Source organism: Sungkyunkwania multivorans (genome assembly GCF_042675645.1).
GTDB classification, from domain to species: domain Bacteria; phylum Bacteroidota; class Bacteroidia; order Flavobacteriales; family Flavobacteriaceae; genus Sungkyunkwania; species Sungkyunkwania multivorans.
On record NZ_JBHTJH010000025.1, the window covers coordinates 1,557 to 19,830 of the forward strand.

Genomic DNA, 18,274 nt, shown 5'->3' on the forward strand with positions numbered 1-18,274 from the left:
CGACGGCACGAGTGACGGTGACCCGACGAACGACCCGACGGTGACCACGCTCGGTCCGAACCCGGAGCTGACGGTGACCAAGACGGTGCGCGTCGCGGGATCGGCCCTGAATGACGTGATCGAGTACGACATCATCGTGACCAACACGGGCAACGTGACCCTGACGGACATCGAGGTGACGGATGCGAACGCGGACGCGGGCAGCATCGTGGGCAGCCCGATCGCGAGCCTCGACCCAGGTCAGAGTGCGACGGTGACGGCACAGCAGACGATACAGCAGTCGGACCTCGACGCGGGCTACATAGAGAACAGTGCGACGGCCACGGGGGACAGCCCCGATGGCACGGACGACGTGAGCGACGTGTCGGACACGGACGTGGATGGCAACGGCGACCCGATACCTGACAACGAGAACACGGAGACGGACGACGGCGACGGCACCAGTGACGGCGACCCGACGAACGACCCGACGGTGACCACGCTCGGTCCACCACCAATGCCTTCGCTTAGATTAGTCAAAACTGCGGCGTTCGATGGAGTAGGTGAAGTAGGTGAAACCATATTGTATACTTTCACTGTAACAAATACCGGAAACACGACAGTTAGTAATTTGACTATAACAGATGCAGTCATTGGAATAAGTAATTTGGCAGTGACACCTAGCACTTTAGCTCCAAATGAGATCGGTATTGCTACGGTTAGCTATTCATTGACATCCACAGATGTATCCAATGGTACCGTGGTTAACTCGGCAGTGGTCAACGGGGATAGTGATTCTGGTGGAACAGTCAGTGATGTGTCGGATAATGGAGATGAGAATGAAGATGAAGATGGCGACGGTGATGGAGGAAATGACCCAACCATTGTTGTATTTGACTTAGATCCTATAACTGGAGTTTCTCCTGATGATGATGGAGAGAACGATACCTTCCAGATTCCTGGAATCGAAAATTTCCCTAACAACACCGTACGAATCTATAATAGATGGGGTGTTCTTGTCTATGAAACTCGAGGCTATGGACAGAATGGAAATGTGTTCAGAGGAATCTCCAATGGAAGAGTCACCATTAATACGGACGCAACTTTACCCGAGGGAACCTATTACTATGTGCTAGAGTACCAGCTGCCAAACGGTACCTTCCGGAGCAAAGCAGGATACTTATATATTAACCGATAGTATTTATCTGGGCGAATCATCTTCGCCCAGATAATTATAACATATTACTCATGAAAAAAATATTTTCTTTATTTGTGCTCGCCCTTCTTTCGAATGTTGGTATTCATGCCCAACAGGATGCGCAATACACCAATTATATGTACAACACGATGGCATATAATCCTGCTTATACAGGATCTAGAGGTGTTTTAAGTGCGTTTTTGTTGCATAGGTCACAATGGGTAGGTTTAGATGGTGCACCAACTTCTCAGGCTTTTTCTATTAATTCACCTCTGAAATATGAAAAGGTTGGTCTAGGATTATCAATTGTCAATGACAAACTGGGTCCATCCCAAGAATTTATCATTGATGGTAATGTCTCTTACACGATCGATGTCTCCGATAGGGCAAGGCTGGCTTTTGGACTTCGCTTAGGGTTTAGTATCATCGATGTTGATTTTAGTAAGCTGAATCTACAGTTTCCAGATGGAACTCCCGTAAATGATCCGAGCTTTTTTCAAAATATTGAGAATCGATTCGCACCTATGATAGGTCCAGGGTTATATTATTATTCAGATAATTATTATTTAGGAGTATCCGCACCCAATTTGATACAGACCGAGCACTTTCAAGAGGAGTTGGTGCAACCGAGTTCTACGACTTTCATAGCTAAAGAGCGCATCAATTATTATATCATGGGTGGTTACGTTTTTAGGTTTGGAGAGGATTGGCAATTCAAACCTGCGGCCTTGGCAAAAGTTGTTGGTGGGTCACCTTTGCAAATAGATTTGTCAGCAAATGTATGGTACAAGGAAAAGTTGAGTCTTGGACTTGCATATCGATGGAGCGCTGCTTTGAGTGCTTTAGTCGGATTTCAAGTGAGTGATGGGCTTATGATCGGTTATGGATATGATGCGGATACTACCGAATTAGGTAATTTCAATTCTGGTTCGCACGAAATATTCTTGCGTTTCGAAATTTTCTCAAATCAATCAGTTGAATCACCAAGGTTCTTTTAAAATTATAAGAAATGATACGATTTTGTTCCACATTATTATTAATCCTTTGTTCTTTTTTTGCATTGGCTCAAGAAGGGGCCTATAAAAAGGGAGAAGAGGCCTTTGGTAAAAGTAATTTCAATGAGGCCGTTACACAATACCTAAAAGTTGCGCAGACGGATTACAATTCGATTTCGGTATATAAGAGATTAGCAGATTCCTATTACTACCAGGCCAAATTGCTCGAGGCGGCAGATTGGTATGAAAAGTATTTTAATGCAGGTAAGGATAGCATCAGTTTTCAATCAGAATATTATTTTAAGTATGCCCAATCGCTCAAGGCACGCACCAACTATGCTAAAGCAGATTCATTGATGAAGGTCTTAGCGGATATTGAAAATGAAAAAGATTCAAGAGGTGTGAAGATCAAGGAAAATCCCTCTTATTTGAAAGAGATTGAAGATTTTTCTGGAAAGTATTCGATATCACCTACCGATATCAATCAAGAATCTTCAGATTTTGGTACTTCTTTTGGATTGGATGGTATCGTCTTTGCTTCTTCCAGAGATGACGGAAGTAAAAAGCATAAATGGACAGGTGATCCTTATTTAGAACTCTATACAGCTTCTATTGATGAAGACGGAAAATTGTCAGACACAAGAAAGGTCAAAATCAAAACGAATAGGAGATATAATGAATCCACTACCGCATTTACCAAGGATGGAACTACGATGTATTTTACCAGGAATAATCAATTGAGAGGCAATAAGTATGAGACAGATAGCACTGGTTTGGTAAGGCTTAAGATATATAAAGCTACGCTAGAGGATGGAGCATGGAAAAATATCGAAGAGCTTCCTTTCAATGATAATAATTATTCTGTGGCGCACCCAACGCTTTCATCTGATGAGCGCACCTTATATTTTGCTTCAGATATGCCAGGGACGTATGGGAAGTCCGATATTTTTAAGGTTGATATATTATCGGACAGCACCTATAGCGAACCGGTAAATCTCGGAAAGCATATCAACACCGAAGGACGGGAGACGTTTCCCTTTATAAGTAATAACGGCGATCTTTATTTTGCTTCGGATGGGCATCCAGGAGTTGGGGGGTTAGATGTTTTTGTTAGCTTATCCGATCCGACCTATACTTCAAACAAAGTATTGAATCTAGGAAAGCCGATCAATAGTAAATTGGATGATTTTGCATTTATCATAGATGCTGACCATAAGATTGGCTATTTTACTTCCAATAGAGAAGGAGGCCAAGGGTCTGATGATATTTATCTGCTTAAACAGTTGGAACCATTATATGTCTGCAAAGGTAGTATTAGTGGCGTTGTCAAAGATAAGTCGAACACGAAGTTGGCCAATGCCAAAGTAGAGTTATTAGACCTTAACGAGAATGTGATCGCGTCTCAAATTACTGGAGCAGATGGAAGTTTTAATTTTGAGGTGGCATGCCAAGATGCAGAATTCAAATTGTATGGGTCAAAGGAAGAATACCATCCTGCGAATTTAATTACCAAGATCAACTTTAATGACCCGAACAATACTGAAGAATTGATCTTAGACAAGAAGACCTTCGATGTGGGCACCGATCTTGCAAAGGTGCTAAACATTAAAGAGATCTATTTCGACTTGAATAAGGCAAACATTCGTCCGGATGCAGCCATTGAACTCAATAAGGTGGTCGCCTATCTTAAAGAATATCCTTCGGTGAAGATCGATGTGCGTTCGCATACCGATAGCCGCGGGAGTGATCGATATAACCTGAAATTATCCGATCGGAGAGCAAAATCGACCATCGCCTACATTGTTGGTCAAGGCATTTCGGAGGATAGGGTCAACGGACGTGGTTATGGGGAAACCAGCTTACTAAACAAATGTAACAACTTTACGCTTTGTAGTGAGGAAGAGCATCAATTGAATAGACGAAGCGAATTCATCGTGGTGACAAACTAAAGCAAATCTATAAGAGGAAAGGGCCGTGCTTTTTAGCATGGCCTTTTTTTATCCACCTAGATAATTAGAATTCAGAGGTGAAATGAAATTGAATACTTGGATATTTCTGCTGCGTCATCTGCAAAGAGAACATGGAGTCTGCCAAGAATACCAATTGCCCGTATTTATCTTTTGCTAAGAACTTTTGCTTTACCCTTTTAAATTCTTTGAATTCTTCGTTGTTCTCATCTTCCACTGCTACCCAACAGGCCTTGTGCACATTTAGGTTTTCGTAGGTACATTTGGCACCGTATTCGTGCTCTAGTCGATATTGGATGACCTCATATTGGAGCGCGCCTACCGTTCCGATTACTTTTCTACCGTTTAATTCCAATGTAAAAAGTTGGGCCACACCTTCATCCATCAACTGGTCGATCCCTTTTTGAAGTTGTTTGGCCTTCATGGGGTCGGCATTGTTGATATATCTAAAATGTTCTGGGGAAAAGCTTGGGATTCCCTTATACTGCATCACCTCGCCTTCTGTGAGCGTATCTCCAATTTTGAAGTTTCCGGTATCGTGAAGTCCTACGATATCTCCTGGATAGGAAACATCAACAATTTCCTTTTTTTCGGCAAAAAATGCGTTAGGACTACTGAATTTCAGCTTTTTATCGCTTCTTACATGAAGGTAGGGCGTGTTTCTTTTGAATTCGCCAGAGACCACCTTTACAAAAGCCAAACGGTCTCTATGTTTTGGGTCCATATTGGCATGTATCTTAAAGACGAATCCTGAAAATTTGTCCTCCGTTGGAAGTACTTCTCGTGTATCGGAATCTTTTGGTCTAGGATTGGGAGCGATCTCCACAAAACAATCCAATAATTCCCTAACACCAAAGTTATTCAGTGCGGATCCGAAGAATACGGGCTGAAGAGTACCCTTTAAATATGCTTCTTTTTCAAAGGCAGGATAGACTTCATACACTAATTCTAACTCTTCTCTCAGCGTATCTGCGGCGGTCTCACCTATAATATCATTGAGTTTCGGGTCATTGACATCCTCAAATTTTATGGTATCGCTTACGGTGGTCTTACGCTCTCCAGAGAATAGATTAATATTCTTTTCCCAGATATTATAGATGCCCTTAAAGTCGTAGCCCATTCCAATTGGAAAGCTTAAGGGCGTCACGGTAAGTCCCAATTTCTGTTCCACCTCGTCCAAAAGATCGAATGCATCTTTTCCTTCACGGTCCAATTTGTTTATGAAAACGATCATTGGAATGTTTCGCATTCTACAGACTTCGACCAACTTTTCGGTCTGCTCTTCCACCCCTTTGGCGACATCGATGACGACGATCACGCTGTCCACGGCGGTGAGCGTTCTAAAAGTATCCTCGGCGAAATCCTTATGTCCTGGGGTGTCCAAGATATTTATTTTCTTGTCCTTATAGTTAAAGGCTAAGACCGAGGTAGCTACAGAAATGCCTCGTTGACGCTCGATTTCCATAAAATCGCTGGTAGCGCCCTTCTTTATCTTATTACTTTTAACAGCCCCTGCCTCTTGGATCGCACCACCGAACAGCAATAATTTTTCTGTCAAAGTGGTCTTTCCAGCATCTGGGTGAGAGATAATACCAAAGGTCCGTCGTTTTCTTATTTCTTGTATGAGACTCATCTTTTAGGCCGATCTATTCAAAATTCAGTGTGCAAAGGTATTATAATTTATGAGCTGACACACCATTTTGTCTATGATACTTTTCGAATCTTAGGTACAGCTTTAGATTGCGATTCCACATTATTATTACGGTAAAACCACAGTATAACCACCCACATATTTTTTATCTTATATGCGGATTTTAACCAATAGGCCACGATGAAGTACACCTATGTCATCATAGATAACGATAACAGTTCCATAGAAGCGATCCGGAATGCTTTTTTGAACTTTCCGGATTACCTATGCAAAGGCACTGCAGCGAACGAAGAGGCCGCGGTAGATCTCATTTTGGCACAATCACCAAATCTGGTTTTTATCGAAGTGGAAATACCTGGAAAATATGGTTGTGTGAGTTCTTTTGGAGTGATCGACGAACTAAGAAAATATACCGACAGCTTGCCTTTCTTTATAGTGGTCACCAAAACCGAGAAATTTGCGCTGGACGCTATCAAGAATGATGTGCTTGATTATGTTCTAAAGCCGATGGGAGGACCATCGTTGAGAAGGGCGTTATGTAGATTTGAGAAGAAGAACGAGGTACAGGCAGAAACCGTTTGTATTCGTTCATATGGCGATTACCGATTTTTGAACACCGATGATATTCTTTACTTGAAGGCAGATAACAATACCACGGATTTTTTTCTGGAAGGGGGAAATAAAGTAAGCGCATATAGAACGCTGAAATATTTCGAGAATATGTTACCCCAACATTTTGTACGCATCCATAACAGCTATATCATCAATTCTAAACATATCTCTCGCATTCATTTTGGGAAGGCCAAATGTGCCATAAAAAATTCCAAAGAACTCATTCCGTTTTCCAAGTCCTATAAAGACAAAGTAGAGACAATGAAAAACTCCCTTTATATCAACAGTTCTGTATTTATTTAAAAGATTTTAGTATCTACCCTGCAAAACGGGTTATCCACTACACAGAAATAGTCACCCACTACATGTACACTTAAACACGATACTTTTCTCAAAAGGTTCTGTAGTTTTGAAATGTTCATGATAGAGAAGGCCACTCTTCACGAACGATATCGAAGCTTCGATAGCAGGTAATTGCTAAAAGTTCGCTTAAGGGAAATGTGAACTTTGAGAACATTGTCTTAAATCTTGGCGTGTGAATTCCCATCATACGCTTAACCTCAAGAAATAATTCTAAACACAAGGTTGAACCGACATTCGACCTGGAAAACTAATGTCTAAAACTAAAACAAAATTCTATGAGACTTTTTAAATATATTTTAACTGCGGCAATATTTAGCATTTCTTTAATTGCTTGCCAAACCGACAGTTTACAAGAGGATGAGCAACTGTATGATATAGAGAATATTCAGGCAACTGAAGGTCAGGTTGATAGACCTGCTGAGCCTGAATAATAATATTTCTTAATAAAGCTTTACCAACCCCGTTTTTTACGGGGTTTTGTTTTTTTCTGAGTTTTTTTGTTTCTTAGCTAATGTTCCCCGCAGTTAATTATTTTTATTTTTTTAGAGAGAAATAGATGCGGAGATGTCTTGCCTTTTATTTATTAGTTTCAATCTTTATTTGCTGTCAAGAAAAAGACACTTTTTCCAGTACGGCCTCGGCAGAAGTAGAGGCTATTAAAATATTGATTGATAGCGCCCAAAATAATTCTTTTTCCGTTGAAAAGAGAAGGTCATACCTCAAAGAAGCCTCAGCCTTTTTACCTTCCGTTGAGAATGATTCCGTTGCAATCAATGTTCACTTCGACATAGCCCTCACGTATTATCGCTTAGGAGATAAAGACTCATTTCGTGATTCAAGTAAAGAGATTCTTGAAAAATCACGTTCTGTAAAAGATTCTATCGGAATTGGAAGGGCACTAGGCTTTTTGGGGAATTATTTCTTAAGAAAACACAAATCCGATAGTGCGTATCAACATCTTTATGAAGCAAGTAAAATTTATAAAAACTTAGGCGATGAATACAGTTTAGCGAAAGTCCTTCTCGACATGGCGATCATTCAAAAGAATGGGAAGGACTTTATCGCTAGTGAAGCAACTACAATAGAAGCCCTATCATATTTTGAAAATTTAGAAAAAAATGATCGTATAGCGGCATGTTACAACAACTTGGCTATCATAGCGAATGAATTACAAAGATACGATGATGCTATTGAATATTATAAAAGAGCTATTGAGTATGATACTAAAAATGGAAATTTTAATGCGATTAAAATTTCTTTGAATAACATGGGTGTAGTTTACGAAAGACAAGGAGACTACAATAGTGCTATTGAATTGTATGATAGGGTGCTTTCTGAGAAAGATTTAGCCAAAGACTCTCCAAGTTTGTATGCCTTCGCGTTGGATAACTTAGCACATACTAAACTTGAATCTGGTTATGAGGCAGATGTATTGCCAGATTTACTTCAAGCTTACAGAATCAGGGATAGTATAGGAGATTCTCAAGGATTGATTACGAGCTTTTACCATCTGGCAAAATATCATGCTGCTGTTGGAGAAAACGATAAAGCTATTAATTATGCCGTAAAAGCGAAAGACTTATCGTATAAGTCAAAAGACTTTAGTGATATCTTAAAGCCTTTATTGCTTCTCATAGAAACTGAAAGCGGAAGTAGAGCCACAAAATATGCAAAAGACTACATCCGCATCAACGATAGCCTTCAAAAACAAGAACGTGCATTGCGCAATCAATTTGCACGTATCCGCTTTGAGACCGACAAGATCGCTTCTGAAAACGAACTTATATCAAGACAACGCCTGCAACTGATGATCTTATTGGCAGTGTTATTCCTTACTGGTTTTTTATTGTATATCATAAAGGAACAGCGCGCGAGAAACAAGAAATTGGTCTTCGAACAAGAGCAGCAGCAGGCCAATGAAGAAATTTATAACCTGATGCTCGCGCAACACGGTAAGCTAGAAGAAGGTCGGTTGGACGAACAGCGACGTATCTCAAGAGAATTGCACGACGGCGTGCTAAGTAGACTCTTTGGCACTCGACTTAATCTCGACGTGCTTAACCCAAACAATGATGAAAATGCCATCAACTCCAGGAAAAAGTATATCGATGAGCTAAAGAATATCGAAGAGGAGATTCGACATGTGTCGCACAATCTAAGTTCAGGTCTTGTGGAACAATCGAGTTTTTTAGATATCATAAAAGACCTTTTGAAGTCACAAGAACAGATCAATGGGTATGCGACCCATTTGGACAGTGACACCAAAATTGATTGGGAAGAGATTCCCAATAAAGATAAGATACATTGCTATCGTATCGTACAGGAGGCCATTCAGAACATCAACAAACATTCTAAGGCAAAGAATGTTACTGTCAAAATTAGATCGATCAATAACGATCTGATTTTGAGCGTCATCGATGACGGCGTTGGATTTAATATTGCAAAGAAAAAAGACGGTATCGGCCTCAAGAATATCCAAGCTCGGGTCGAAGAGCTCAAAGGTTTCTTGGACGTTTTTTCAAAGAAAGGCGAAGGCACCGAAATTAGAATTGAGTTTTCCCTAAGAACCCCCCAAACCATAAATTAAAAAAGTATTGTAATGAAAAAGAAACTCTCTGTTTTAATCATAGATGATCATCCGATGATCATTGAAGGATATCAAAATTCGTTACTCGCACTGAAGAGCGAGGGATTTTCATTTAGCTATGAGACCGCGAACGATTGTGATGAGGCAATAAGGAAAATTGATGAGGCGGCAGGTTCAGATACGTTCGACGTGATGCTGGTGGATATCAATCTGCCCGCATCGAGCGATGGCGATATCACTTCGGGGGAAGACATCGTGGTCTATGCAAGACCCTTATTTCCGAATACAAAGTTCATCATCCTTACGATGTATAACGAAAATCATCGTTTGCATAATATTTTAAGGTCTTGCGATCCAGACGGATTGCTTATTAAAAGTGACCTAACTTCCAACGAACTGGCCAAAGCATTTAAAGAAGTGCTCAATGACCCGCCCTATTACAGCCATACGGTGGATAAATACTTGCGAAAGGCGATGCGAAACAATTTTGCATTAGATGATGTGAATAGAAAGATCATCTATTATCTGTCCCAAGGAATCAAGACAAAGAATCTGACTACCCATGTTGGACTTTCTTTAAGCGCCATTGAAAAACGTAAAAGCCAGATAAAGGCACTGTTTGGTATTGAATCTGGCGATGACGAACGGTTGCTAGAAGAAGCGCGTAAACGTGGGTTCGTTTAATGGTGGCTAGAGATAATTCTTAGTGATAATCTTCGTTTTCTGAAAGATATTCACGCATTATTTCTACGGTTTTCCCGTAACAAATTGTTCTTTTTTGTAGTTATCTTTGATAGGGTTAAGTTTATTAACAGACTTAATAAAACCGGGGGATTTTTCTTATTACTTAATGTTAATGAATCAAATTCGTCAAAAGCATATGCACTTATAGAATTCATTGTTTTTACGAAGAAGTTTCAGACAGAATTAAGTCTTAAGTATTCAATCAAGTTAGAGAAGGGCTGCGGTCGAAGGATCCAGCCCTTTTTTATTTTAAAAATATTCTGTGAGCTCTCTCGAGTATTCGGAAATGCATCCAGAAACTCTCTTTTACACCTTGTAGCGCCATCCATACGGGTCCTCAGCCTCGTTATGCTGTATTTTGGTGATAGTTTCTTTGAACAAATTAGCATAGGAATTCTCGATCTTTGGTAGCTCAAACTTCTCGCCTTTATAACCAAATCCTAGTATAGGGTTGATCACAGCGGCAGTACCCGACCCAAAGATCTCTTTTAACTTTCCATCTTTTACGGCTTTTACGATCTCATCGACCTTAATACGGCGAACTTCTACCTTGATACCATTACGCTCGGCAACAGCGATCACACTTTTTCTGGTAACGCCGTCCAATATCTTATCATCATTTGGAGCGGTGATCAATGTATCTCCTATTCTGAAGAAGACATTCATGGTTCCAGCCTCTTCTAAATATTCGTGAGTATCAGCATCGGTCCAGATCACCTGTTGGTAACCTTCTTCTTTTGCGAGATTTGTAGGATAGAATTGCGCGGCGTAGTTTCCTGCAGCCTTCGCTGCTCCTACACCACCACTTGCGGCACGACTGTAGTGTTCTGCGATCTTCACCCTAACTTCTCCACCGTAATATGCCTGCGCTGGTGAACAAATGATCATAAAGCGATATTCGTTAGCCGGAGAGGCCAAAACGCTCCCTTGAGTTGCGATCACAAAAGGACGTATGTACAAGGAATTACCAATGCCTTTTTTGATCCAGTCTTTTTCAAGCTGCAGTAGCGTTTTCATTCCTTGGAAGAAGAACTCCTCTGGAAATTCGGGAATAGCAAGTCTTTTGGAGGATTTATTGATACGTTTGAAGTTTTCATCAGGTCTGAAAAGCCAGATCTGATCTTCTTCATCCTTATAGGCCTTCATTCCTTCAAAAACAGCTTGCCCATAGTGAAAGACCCTTGCTGAAGGCTCTAACTCGATTGGACCGTAAGGTACTATTTGTGGCGTTTGCCACGCGCCATCCTTGTAATCACATACGAACATATGATCGGTGAAAATACTTCCAAAAGTAAGATTCTCAAAGTCAACATTCGTTATTTTCGAAGTTGCACTTTTTTCAATTGGGATCGAAAGTAATACCTCGTTTTTCATGCCTTACTAATATTTTATGCGAAGTTAGCCAAATTAAAGGAGACTTGTTATTTACACTATCAGCAAAAATCATTTATTTTGCATTTTTAATGAGAGAGCTATTTAATTTAAAAAATATCAAGATATGAAGCGTTTTGTTATTGTTTTTGCATTGGCTACAACAGTTTTTGCATGTAAAGATGAAGGGAAGTCGTCAAAGGAAGTCATCAAAGAGCCCGTGACTGCAGTGGCTGAGGAGGTTGCGAATACAACTTTTGGAATACCGGTCAGTGAGGCATCAGCGATTGACGCGGTTGCAATGCGCTCAAAGTTCGAGTCGTTGAGGGTTGGGGATACGATCCCAGTGAAATTTAAAGCAAAAGTAAATTCGGTCTGTCAAAAAAAAGGCTGTTGGATGCGATTGGATCTTGGTGAAGATCAAGAGACGATGGTTCGATTCAAGGATTACGGTTTTTTTATGCCCAAGGATATCGCAGACCAAGAAGTTGTGGTGGAAGGAAAAGCCTTTGTAGAAGAAACCTCTGTAAAAGATCTACAGCACTATGCCAAAGATGCTGGAAAAACTGCTGAAGAGATCGCTGCTATCACAAAACCAAAGAAGACCTATTCCTTTACCGCCGATGGAGTGCTTTTAACCAATTAGTTTGAAACGCAAGATCATTAAGACGGCAGATGGTTCTACCACCATTCATTTAGTGGATTGGGATGAGCAATACCATTCCAAACATGGTGCGATACAAGAGGCCTATCATGTCTTTATAAAAAGCGGATTTGAACGATTTACTCCTAAGGCGAACGAACCTCTAAATATCCTAGAGATAGGTTTTGGTACGGGTCTGAATGCCTTTATAACATTTCTAGAAGCGCAAAAGCTTGCCTTGAAGGTAGATTATGTTGGTATTGAAGCCTATCCGGTGGAAAACGAAGAGCTAGAGCATCTTAACTATATCCAAGAATTATCTGCTGAGAAGTTTAAGGATATCTTTGATAAGATGCATCAAGTTTCATGGGAAGAATCACATGCCATTACCAATGATTTCAACCTGTTTAAAAGAAAGCAATTCTTCAGCGAGATCAACGATATCGCAACGTATGATCTGATTTATTTTGATGCCTTTGGAGCAAGAGTGCAACCAGAACTTTGGACTGAAGCGATCTTTGCCAAAATGTTCAATGCGCTTAAGTCAAACGGGCTGTTAGTCACCTATGCCGCAAAGGGCAGTGTTAGACGGGCCATGCAAGCGGTGGGATTTACCGTTGAGCGCTTGCCCGGTCCTCCTGGTAAGCGGGAAATGCTCAGAGCTGTTAAGGGGTGAGCATTTGACAAATTCACTGGCTTCATGGTGCAAAAATGCTTTAACAGCCCTTAAACAATACTGTTAAGAGCATATTAAAAATTATGCATCCCTACTTTCGAAAGCTATCTTTGTAAAAATGAATGTTATGAAGGTCTTAATTACAGGTGCAACAGGATTGATAGGAACGGAGTTGGTGAAAGTATGTCATCAGCAAGGAATCGACGTTCATTATCTCACGACAAGTAAAAATAAGATCGAGCATCAAAACAATTATAAAGGCTTTCATTGGGATCCAGATAACGGAAAGATCGACCCTCGTTGCATCGAAGGTGTGGACACGATCATCAACCTGGCAGGAGCTACTGTAGCCAAGCGATGGACCTCTTCTTACAAGCAAGAAATTCTAGAAAGTCGTTTGGATACTATAGACCAGTTGAAGCAATTGTTGGAAAACAATGAGCATCAAGTAAAGAATATCGTATCGGCTTCAGCGATTGGAATTTATGAGGATTCTCAAACAAATTATTATTCAGAGGAGAGTAATCAACTTGGAACGGGTTTTCTTGCTACTGTGGTGAAACGATGGGAAGGTGCCTTGGATGCCATTGAGCAAATGGGCGTCGCGGTCTCTAAGATAAGGATTGGGCTCGTTCTTTCGGATAAAGGAGGTGCGCTTACTAGCATGGCAAAACCGATCAAGTACTTTGTGGGGGCAGCTTTTGGCGATGGACAACAATGGCAATCTTGGATCCATATAAATGATTTGGCCAGAATGTTCTTATTCTTAGCGGAAAAAGAAACTTTCGGTGTTTTCAACGGGGTAGCGCCAAATCCAGTGAGTAATGAAAAATTGACCAACGAGATAGGAGCTGTGCTCAAGCGACCTGTTTTCTTGCCAAATATCCCTCGTTTCTTCATGAGACTGGTATTGGGTGAGATGAGTCAAATACTTTTTAGCAGTCATCGTGTCTCCAGCAAAAAAATAGAGAGCCATGGATTTCACTTCAATTTTAAAACCTTAAAGCCTGCATTGCAAGACCTTTTGCAAAAAAACAATGGGGAAGAGACAGAATTGGCCTATCAAGAATGATTTCTTCCGATTGTCTACCACACGCATTTTTCCAGCTTACTTAAAATAAATGGATGACATTTTGACATTTTAGCATAAATGGCAGTACTTTTGCTCGCTGTTTATGCAGTCTAACTTTATATGCTGAAGATTTAAAAAATGGCAAAAAAGAAGAAAGAAGAAACCGTTGTAGAAGAACAAGAGCAACATACGACCGAGGAGACTCAAGAGCAGGTTTCGAAAGAAGATCATCTACAAGAGGAATTGGCGAAGGAAAAAGACAAATTCTTACGTCTTTTTGCCGAGTTCGAAAATTATAAGAAACGCACTAGTAAAGAACGCGTGGAATTATTCAAGACAGCTGGACAAGATGTCATTCAGTCCATGTTGCCAGTGCTGGACGATTTTGATCGTGCCATGTTAGAGCTAGGCAAGACCGAAGAAGGAAATGAGCTTTACAAGGGTGTAGAACTCATCAACAACAAATTTAAAGGTGTTTTAGAAAGTAAAGGGCTAAAAATGATGGAGGTCGAAACTGGCGATGCTTTTGATGCAGAGGTCCATGATGCGATCACTCAGATCCCCGCACCTTCAGATGACCTGAAAGGTAAGATCATCGATGTAGTGGAGAAGGGATACACGTTGGGAGACAAGGTCATAAGACATCCAAAAGTAGTAGTAGGACAATAATTATGGATTTGGGTGGCTTGTTTTGAGCTTATTCAAAATTCATGATTCCAAATTCATAATTAAGGATAATGAAGCAAGATTATTACGAAATATTAGGCATAGACAAATCTGCTTCTGCGGCAGAAATAAAAAAGGCCTATCGCAAAATGGCCATCAAGTATCATCCGGATAAGAATCCAGGTGATACGGAAGCTGAAGAAATGTTTAAGAAAGCAGCCGAGGCCTATGAAGTGTTGAGCGATCCAGACAAGAAATCGCGTTATGACCAATACGGTCATGCAGCTTTTGATGGTGCTGGCGGTTTTGGCGGAGGTGGAATGAACATGGAAGATATCTTTAGTCAGTTTGGAGATATCTTCGGAAGCGCTTTTGGTGGTGGTTTCAGTGGGTTTGGAGGATTTAGCGGTGGTGGTCAGCGCAGAGTCAAAGGAAGTAATCTACGTATCAGAGTAAAACTCACCCTTGAGGAAATAGCCAAAGGAGTAGAGAAAAAGATCAAGGTAAAGCGTAAGGTACAGGCGCCTGGTGTTACCTATAAGACCTGTAGTGCTTGTAATGGTGCTGGGCAAGTAACTCGTATTACCAATACCATTCTTGGTAGAATGCAAACCGCAACTACCTGCAACACTTGTGGAGGGGCAGGTCAAGTAATGGACAAACGACCAGCAGACGCCGATTCGCAGGGTCTTAAAGTAGTAGAAGAGACAGTCGCTATAAAAATTCCGGCTGGGGTGGTAGAAGGGATGCAACTAAAAGTTGGTGGTAAAGGCAACGAGGCACCTGGAAACGGTGTTTCTGGAGACCTTCTTGTGGCCATAGAAGAATTAGAGCACGATACCCTGAAGAGAGAGGGAGACAATCTTCACTACGATCTATATGTGAGTATTTCTGATGCGGTCTTGGGTACTTCAAAAGAAATTGATACCGTTTCGGGAAAAGTAAGGATCAAGTTAGAAGAAGGTATACAGTCTGGAAAGATACTACGTCTGCGAGGAAAAGGTATTCCAAGCATCAATGGTTATGGAAGTGGCGACCTTTTGGTGCATGTAAATGTATGGACACCCAAGAAGTTAAATAAGGAACAGCGAGAGTTTTTTGAGAGAATGCAACAGGATGAAAACTTTACTCCAAACCCTGAAAAGAGCGATAAGTCGTTTTTTGAGAAAGTTAAGGACATGTTTTCATAGATTTTGTTTAATGTTTTATCAAAAAAAACTATATTTGATATTGTGCTAGCACTGCTAGTGTCAATTTTTTCTTTTTCATAGCAATTTTTTCCCATCCTTGATCTCTATCGAGGGTGGGTTTTTCTTTATTATCAAGGCTTTCGGGCGGATTGCTTTGACCTCCTTTATGCTGTTCATTCTTTTAATAAGAAATTTCAACAGTCTATTGACCAACCTTTAATTGGGGTTTTGGGTCTATTTTGGATCCGAAAAATTGTTAAACATGCTTTAACAATAGGTGATTTCTATATCTTTACAAAAAACTGTTTTTTTTATGAATGATCTATTGGTTGTTGAGGGTGCTACCAAGAAATTTGGAGATTTCACCGCATTGAACAATGTATCCATCAACATACCTAAGGGAAGTATTTTTGGGCTTTTGGGGCCTAATGGTGCTGGTAAGACCACACTGATCCGTATAATCAATCAAATTACCTATCCAGATAGCGGTCGCGTGTTTTTAGACGGCGAGCTTTTGCAATCGCATCATATTAGACAGATCGGTTATCTGCCTGAAGAACGAGGCTTATATAAGACCATGAAAGTGGGGGAACAAGCCGTTTATTTGGCCCAATTGAAGGGATTGTCCAAGCCTGAGGCCAAAAAAAGGTTGAAATTTTGGTTCGAACGTCTAGATATCGGTGATTGGTGGAACAAGAAGATACAAGAATTGTCTAAGGGAATGGCCCAAAAGATACAATTTGTGGTCACCGTATTGCACGAGCCCAAGTTGCTCATATTTGACGAACCCTTCAGTGGTTTCGATCCTATCAATGCCAATAAGATAAAAGATGAGATCCTTTTTTTGAGGGAACAGGGCGCTACGGTCATATTTTCAACACATCGCATGGAATCGGTCGAGGAACTCTGTGATGATATCGCGTTGATCCACAGGTCCAATAGGATCTTGGATGGTAAGTTGGCCGATATCAAACGCGCACATCGTTCCAACACGTACGAGATCGGTCTGGAGACTTCAAATAAAGAGGCGCTGCGTAGAGAGCTTGATGCAAAATTCAAACTTTCCGAAGCAAACTTTAAGACCATCGGCGACGAATTAAAGCTGAATATCCATTTGGACAATGGAAGCACTCCCAACGACCTGCTTACCTATCTTACGTCCAAAGGGCAACTGACCCATTTTGTGGAATTGGTGCCCAGCGCAAACGATATCTTTATACAAACTGTAGAAAAACATTAGAATGAACCATCTGCCTATTATCATAAAACGCGAATACCTGAACAAGGTTCGAAATCGTTCATTTATCATTATGACCTTTCTCAGTCCTATCATCATGATCGCGCTGGTTGCCGTAGTCGCCTATTTGTCGCAGCTCAATAACGACAAGGTAAGGGAAATAGCGGTATTGGACGAGTCTCGTATGTTTACAGAAGTTTTAAAGGACACCGATAAGACAAAATTTAAATTTTTTGAAAATACTTCGCTCAATGCTGCACGAGAAGAGGTCAAAGAAAAAGAATTATACGGATTACTGCATATTCCTAAAGAAAGCGATCATCAGCAACTGGCCGAAAGTATCACTTTCTATTCTCAGGATTCTCCCAGTCTATTAGTGATGGATTCACTGAATGATCTCATCAGCAATAAGCTGACGGACATCAATATGAAGGAGAATGAAGTGAATATTGAAATGATCAAAGCCCTGGAGGCAAGAGTAAACATTCGTCTGGAAAACTTTTCGGGTGAAGAAACTTCCGAGCTTGGCAGCTTCATGAAGCTAGGGTTTGGCGGTCTTGCCGGATATCTATTATTTATGTTCATCATTATTTATGGAAATATGATCATGCGAAGCGTCATTGAAGAAAAGACCAGCAGGATCATAGAGGTCATTATTTCTTCGGTAAAGCCCGTTCAATTGATGTTAGGTAAGATCATTGGCACCTCATTGGCAGGAATCACGCAATTCTTGATTTGGGTGGTTCTGGGAGGTGTGATGCTATTCGTTGTTTCTGCCATCATCGGCATCAATATTAGTGAGTTGCAAAGCCCACAGCAAGAATTGTTGATGGATCAGGCACAAAATCCAGTGCTTCAAGAAAAGATAGGGATAGCACTCATGGAGTTTGTAAATTTACCATGGCTCAATCTTATAACGGCCTTTCTTTTCTTTTTTGTTGGAGGATATCTATTGTATAGCTCGTTATATGCTGCTATCGGGGCTGCCGTGGACAATGAGACCGATACACAGCAATTTATGATGCCAATACTAATGCCACTCATTTTAGCGGTATATGTCGGAGTTTTTACGGTCATAGAAAATCCACACGGCACCGTATCTACTGTTTTTTCAATGATTCCTTTGACATCTCCTGTAGTTATGCTGATGCGTATTCCTTTTGGGGTACCGCTCTGGCAACAAATTCTTTCGCTAGTATTGCTATTTGCCACCTTTGCTCTGGTCGTTTGGTTGGCAGCCAAGATCTATCGAGTCGGAATCTTAATGTACGGCAAGAAAGCGAGTTACAAGGAGCTCTACAAATGGTTGAAGTATTAAGTTTT

The 18,274-nt window shown here is 40.8% G+C and carries 16 protein-coding genes; 14 read left to right on the forward strand and 2 right to left on the reverse strand.

Features of this window, described 5'->3' with window-relative positions; all coding sequences use genetic code 11:
* The first annotated feature begins 40 nt into the window (after positions 1–40).
* The 3 genes from ACFQ1M_RS17700 to ACFQ1M_RS17710 are packed head-to-tail and all read left to right on the forward strand — an operon-like array spanning position 41 to position 4,121.
* Positions 41–1,177 carry a DUF7507 domain-containing protein gene (locus tag ACFQ1M_RS17700; protein WP_449343019.1) on the forward strand — a complete coding sequence of 379 codons (1,137 nt, stop codon included), beginning with the start codon at positions 41–43 and terminating at the stop codon, positions 1,175–1,177.
* A 50-nt stretch (positions 1,178–1,227) separates the two neighbouring features.
* Positions 1,228–2,175 carry a PorP/SprF family type IX secretion system membrane protein gene (locus tag ACFQ1M_RS17705; protein ID WP_386410968.1) on the forward strand — a complete coding sequence of 316 codons (948 nt, stop codon included), beginning with the start codon at positions 1,228–1,230 and terminating at the stop codon, positions 2,173–2,175.
* Between the two features lie 11 nt (positions 2,176–2,186).
* Positions 2,187–4,121 carry an OmpA family protein gene (locus ACFQ1M_RS17710; RefSeq protein WP_386410970.1) on the forward strand — a complete coding sequence of 645 codons (1,935 nt, stop codon included), beginning with the start codon at positions 2,187–2,189 and terminating at the stop codon, positions 4,119–4,121.
* A 64-nt stretch (positions 4,122–4,185) separates the two neighbouring features.
* On the opposite strand, the gene ACFQ1M_RS17715 is transcribed toward ACFQ1M_RS17710, so the two are convergent.
* Positions 4,186–5,772, reverse strand: coding sequence for a peptide chain release factor 3 (locus ACFQ1M_RS17715; protein WP_386410973.1), 1,587 nt, complete (start codon positions 5,770–5,772; stop codon positions 4,186–4,188).
* 198 nt (positions 5,773–5,970) lie between these two features.
* Here ACFQ1M_RS17715 and ACFQ1M_RS17720 point away from each other — a divergent pair, with 198 nt between their 5' ends.
* The 4 genes from ACFQ1M_RS17720 to ACFQ1M_RS17735 all read left to right on the forward strand — a co-directional run bounded on the left by ACFQ1M_RS17720 (position 5,971) and on the right by ACFQ1M_RS17735 (position 10,036).
* Positions 5,971–6,705, forward strand: a complete 735-nt coding sequence (locus ACFQ1M_RS17720) for a LytR/AlgR family response regulator transcription factor (protein WP_386410976.1) — start codon at positions 5,971–5,973, stop codon at positions 6,703–6,705.
* 335 nt (positions 6,706–7,040) lie between these two features.
* Positions 7,041–7,196: a hypothetical protein gene (locus tag ACFQ1M_RS17725; protein WP_386410979.1), complete on the forward strand. Its 156-nt coding sequence runs from the start codon at positions 7,041–7,043 to the stop codon at positions 7,194–7,196.
* Positions 7,197–7,321: 125 nt separating this feature from the next.
* Positions 7,322–9,352 carry an ATP-binding protein gene (locus tag ACFQ1M_RS17730; RefSeq protein WP_386410982.1) on the forward strand — a complete coding sequence of 677 codons (2,031 nt, stop codon included), beginning with the start codon at positions 7,322–7,324 and terminating at the stop codon, positions 9,350–9,352.
* Positions 9,353–9,364: 12 nt separating this feature from the next.
* Positions 9,365–10,036, forward strand: coding sequence for a response regulator (locus tag ACFQ1M_RS17735; RefSeq protein ID WP_386410985.1), 672 nt, complete (start codon positions 9,365–9,367; stop codon positions 10,034–10,036).
* Between the two features lie 366 nt (positions 10,037–10,402).
* Here ACFQ1M_RS17735 and ACFQ1M_RS17740 read toward each other — a convergent pair whose 3' ends face one another.
* Positions 10,403–11,470 carry a branched-chain amino acid aminotransferase gene (locus tag ACFQ1M_RS17740; protein ID WP_386410988.1) on the reverse strand — a complete coding sequence of 356 codons (1,068 nt, stop codon included), beginning with the start codon at positions 11,468–11,470 and terminating at the stop codon, positions 10,403–10,405.
* Between the two features lie 124 nt (positions 11,471–11,594).
* Here ACFQ1M_RS17740 and ACFQ1M_RS17745 point away from each other — a divergent pair, with 124 nt between their 5' ends.
* The 7 genes from ACFQ1M_RS17745 (at position 11,595) to ACFQ1M_RS17775 (ending at position 18,269) form a co-directional block, all read left to right on the forward strand.
* Positions 11,595–12,113, forward strand: a complete 519-nt coding sequence (locus tag ACFQ1M_RS17745; RefSeq protein ID WP_386410991.1) for a DUF4920 domain-containing protein — start codon at positions 11,595–11,597, stop codon at positions 12,111–12,113.
* A 1-nt stretch (position 12,114) separates the two neighbouring features.
* A complete protein-coding gene (mnmD, locus tag ACFQ1M_RS17750; RefSeq protein WP_386410994.1) occupies positions 12,115–12,786 on the forward strand; it encodes a tRNA (5-methylaminomethyl-2-thiouridine)(34)-methyltransferase MnmD in 672 nt (223 codons plus the stop codon).
* Positions 12,787–12,913: 127 nt separating this feature from the next.
* Positions 12,914–13,858, forward strand: coding sequence for a TIGR01777 family oxidoreductase (locus ACFQ1M_RS17755; protein WP_386410997.1), 945 nt, complete (start codon positions 12,914–12,916; stop codon positions 13,856–13,858).
* Between the two features lie 138 nt (positions 13,859–13,996).
* Entirely contained in the window at positions 13,997–14,527 is a 531-nt protein-coding gene (locus ACFQ1M_RS17760) for a nucleotide exchange factor GrpE (protein ID WP_386411001.1), read from the forward strand.
* Between the two features lie 68 nt (positions 14,528–14,595).
* On the forward strand, positions 14,596–15,714 hold the full coding sequence (dnaJ, locus tag ACFQ1M_RS17765; RefSeq protein WP_386411004.1) for a molecular chaperone DnaJ: 1,119 nt from the start codon (positions 14,596–14,598) through the stop codon (positions 15,712–15,714).
* Positions 15,715–16,027: 313 nt separating this feature from the next.
* A complete protein-coding gene (locus ACFQ1M_RS17770) occupies positions 16,028–16,954 on the forward strand; it encodes an ABC transporter ATP-binding protein (RefSeq protein WP_386411007.1) in 927 nt (308 codons plus the stop codon).
* A 1-nt stretch (position 16,955) separates the two neighbouring features.
* Positions 16,956–18,269, forward strand: a complete 1,314-nt coding sequence (locus tag ACFQ1M_RS17775) for an ABC transporter permease (RefSeq protein ID WP_386411010.1) — start codon at positions 16,956–16,958, stop codon at positions 18,267–18,269.
* The last annotated feature ends 5 nt before the right edge of the window (positions 18,270–18,274 follow it).

Bases quoted from the DNA above. Each gene is read 5' to 3' on its own strand.
- ACFQ1M_RS17710 (WP_386410970.1), top strand. From the start codon at position 2,187: ATGATACGATTTTGTTCCACATTATTATTAATCCTTTGTTCTTTTTTT.
- ACFQ1M_RS17705 (WP_386410968.1), top strand. From the start codon at position 1,228: ATGAAAAAAATATTTTCTTTATTTGTGCTCGCCCTTCTTTCGAATGTT.
- dnaJ (WP_386411004.1), top strand. From the start codon at position 14,596: ATGAAGCAAGATTATTACGAAATATTAGGCATAGACAAATCTGCTTCT.
- ACFQ1M_RS17725 (WP_386410979.1), top strand. From the start codon at position 7,041: ATGAGACTTTTTAAATATATTTTAACTGCGGCAATATTTAGCATTTCT.
- ACFQ1M_RS17735 (WP_386410985.1), top strand. From the start codon at position 9,365: ATGAAAAAGAAACTCTCTGTTTTAATCATAGATGATCATCCGATGATC.
- ACFQ1M_RS17740 (WP_386410988.1), bottom strand. From the start codon at position 11,470: ATGAAAAACGAGGTATTACTTTCGATCCCAATTGAAAAAAGTGCAACT.
- ACFQ1M_RS17730 (WP_386410982.1), top strand. From the start codon at position 7,322: ATGCGGAGATGTCTTGCCTTTTATTTATTAGTTTCAATCTTTATTTGC.
- ACFQ1M_RS17715 (WP_386410973.1), bottom strand. From the start codon at position 5,772: ATGAGTCTCATACAAGAAATAAGAAAACGACGGACCTTTGGTATTATC.
- ACFQ1M_RS17745 (WP_386410991.1), top strand. From the start codon at position 11,595: ATGAAGCGTTTTGTTATTGTTTTTGCATTGGCTACAACAGTTTTTGCA.
- ACFQ1M_RS17720 (WP_386410976.1), top strand. From the start codon at position 5,971: ATGAAGTACACCTATGTCATCATAGATAACGATAACAGTTCCATAGAA.
- ACFQ1M_RS17760 (WP_386411001.1), top strand. From the start codon at position 13,997: ATGGCAAAAAAGAAGAAAGAAGAAACCGTTGTAGAAGAACAAGAGCAA.
- ACFQ1M_RS17775 (WP_386411010.1), top strand. From the start codon at position 16,956: ATGAACCATCTGCCTATTATCATAAAACGCGAATACCTGAACAAGGTT.
- ACFQ1M_RS17755 (WP_386410997.1), top strand. From the start codon at position 12,914: ATGAAGGTCTTAATTACAGGTGCAACAGGATTGATAGGAACGGAGTTG.
- ACFQ1M_RS17770 (WP_386411007.1), top strand. From the start codon at position 16,028: ATGAATGATCTATTGGTTGTTGAGGGTGCTACCAAGAAATTTGGAGAT.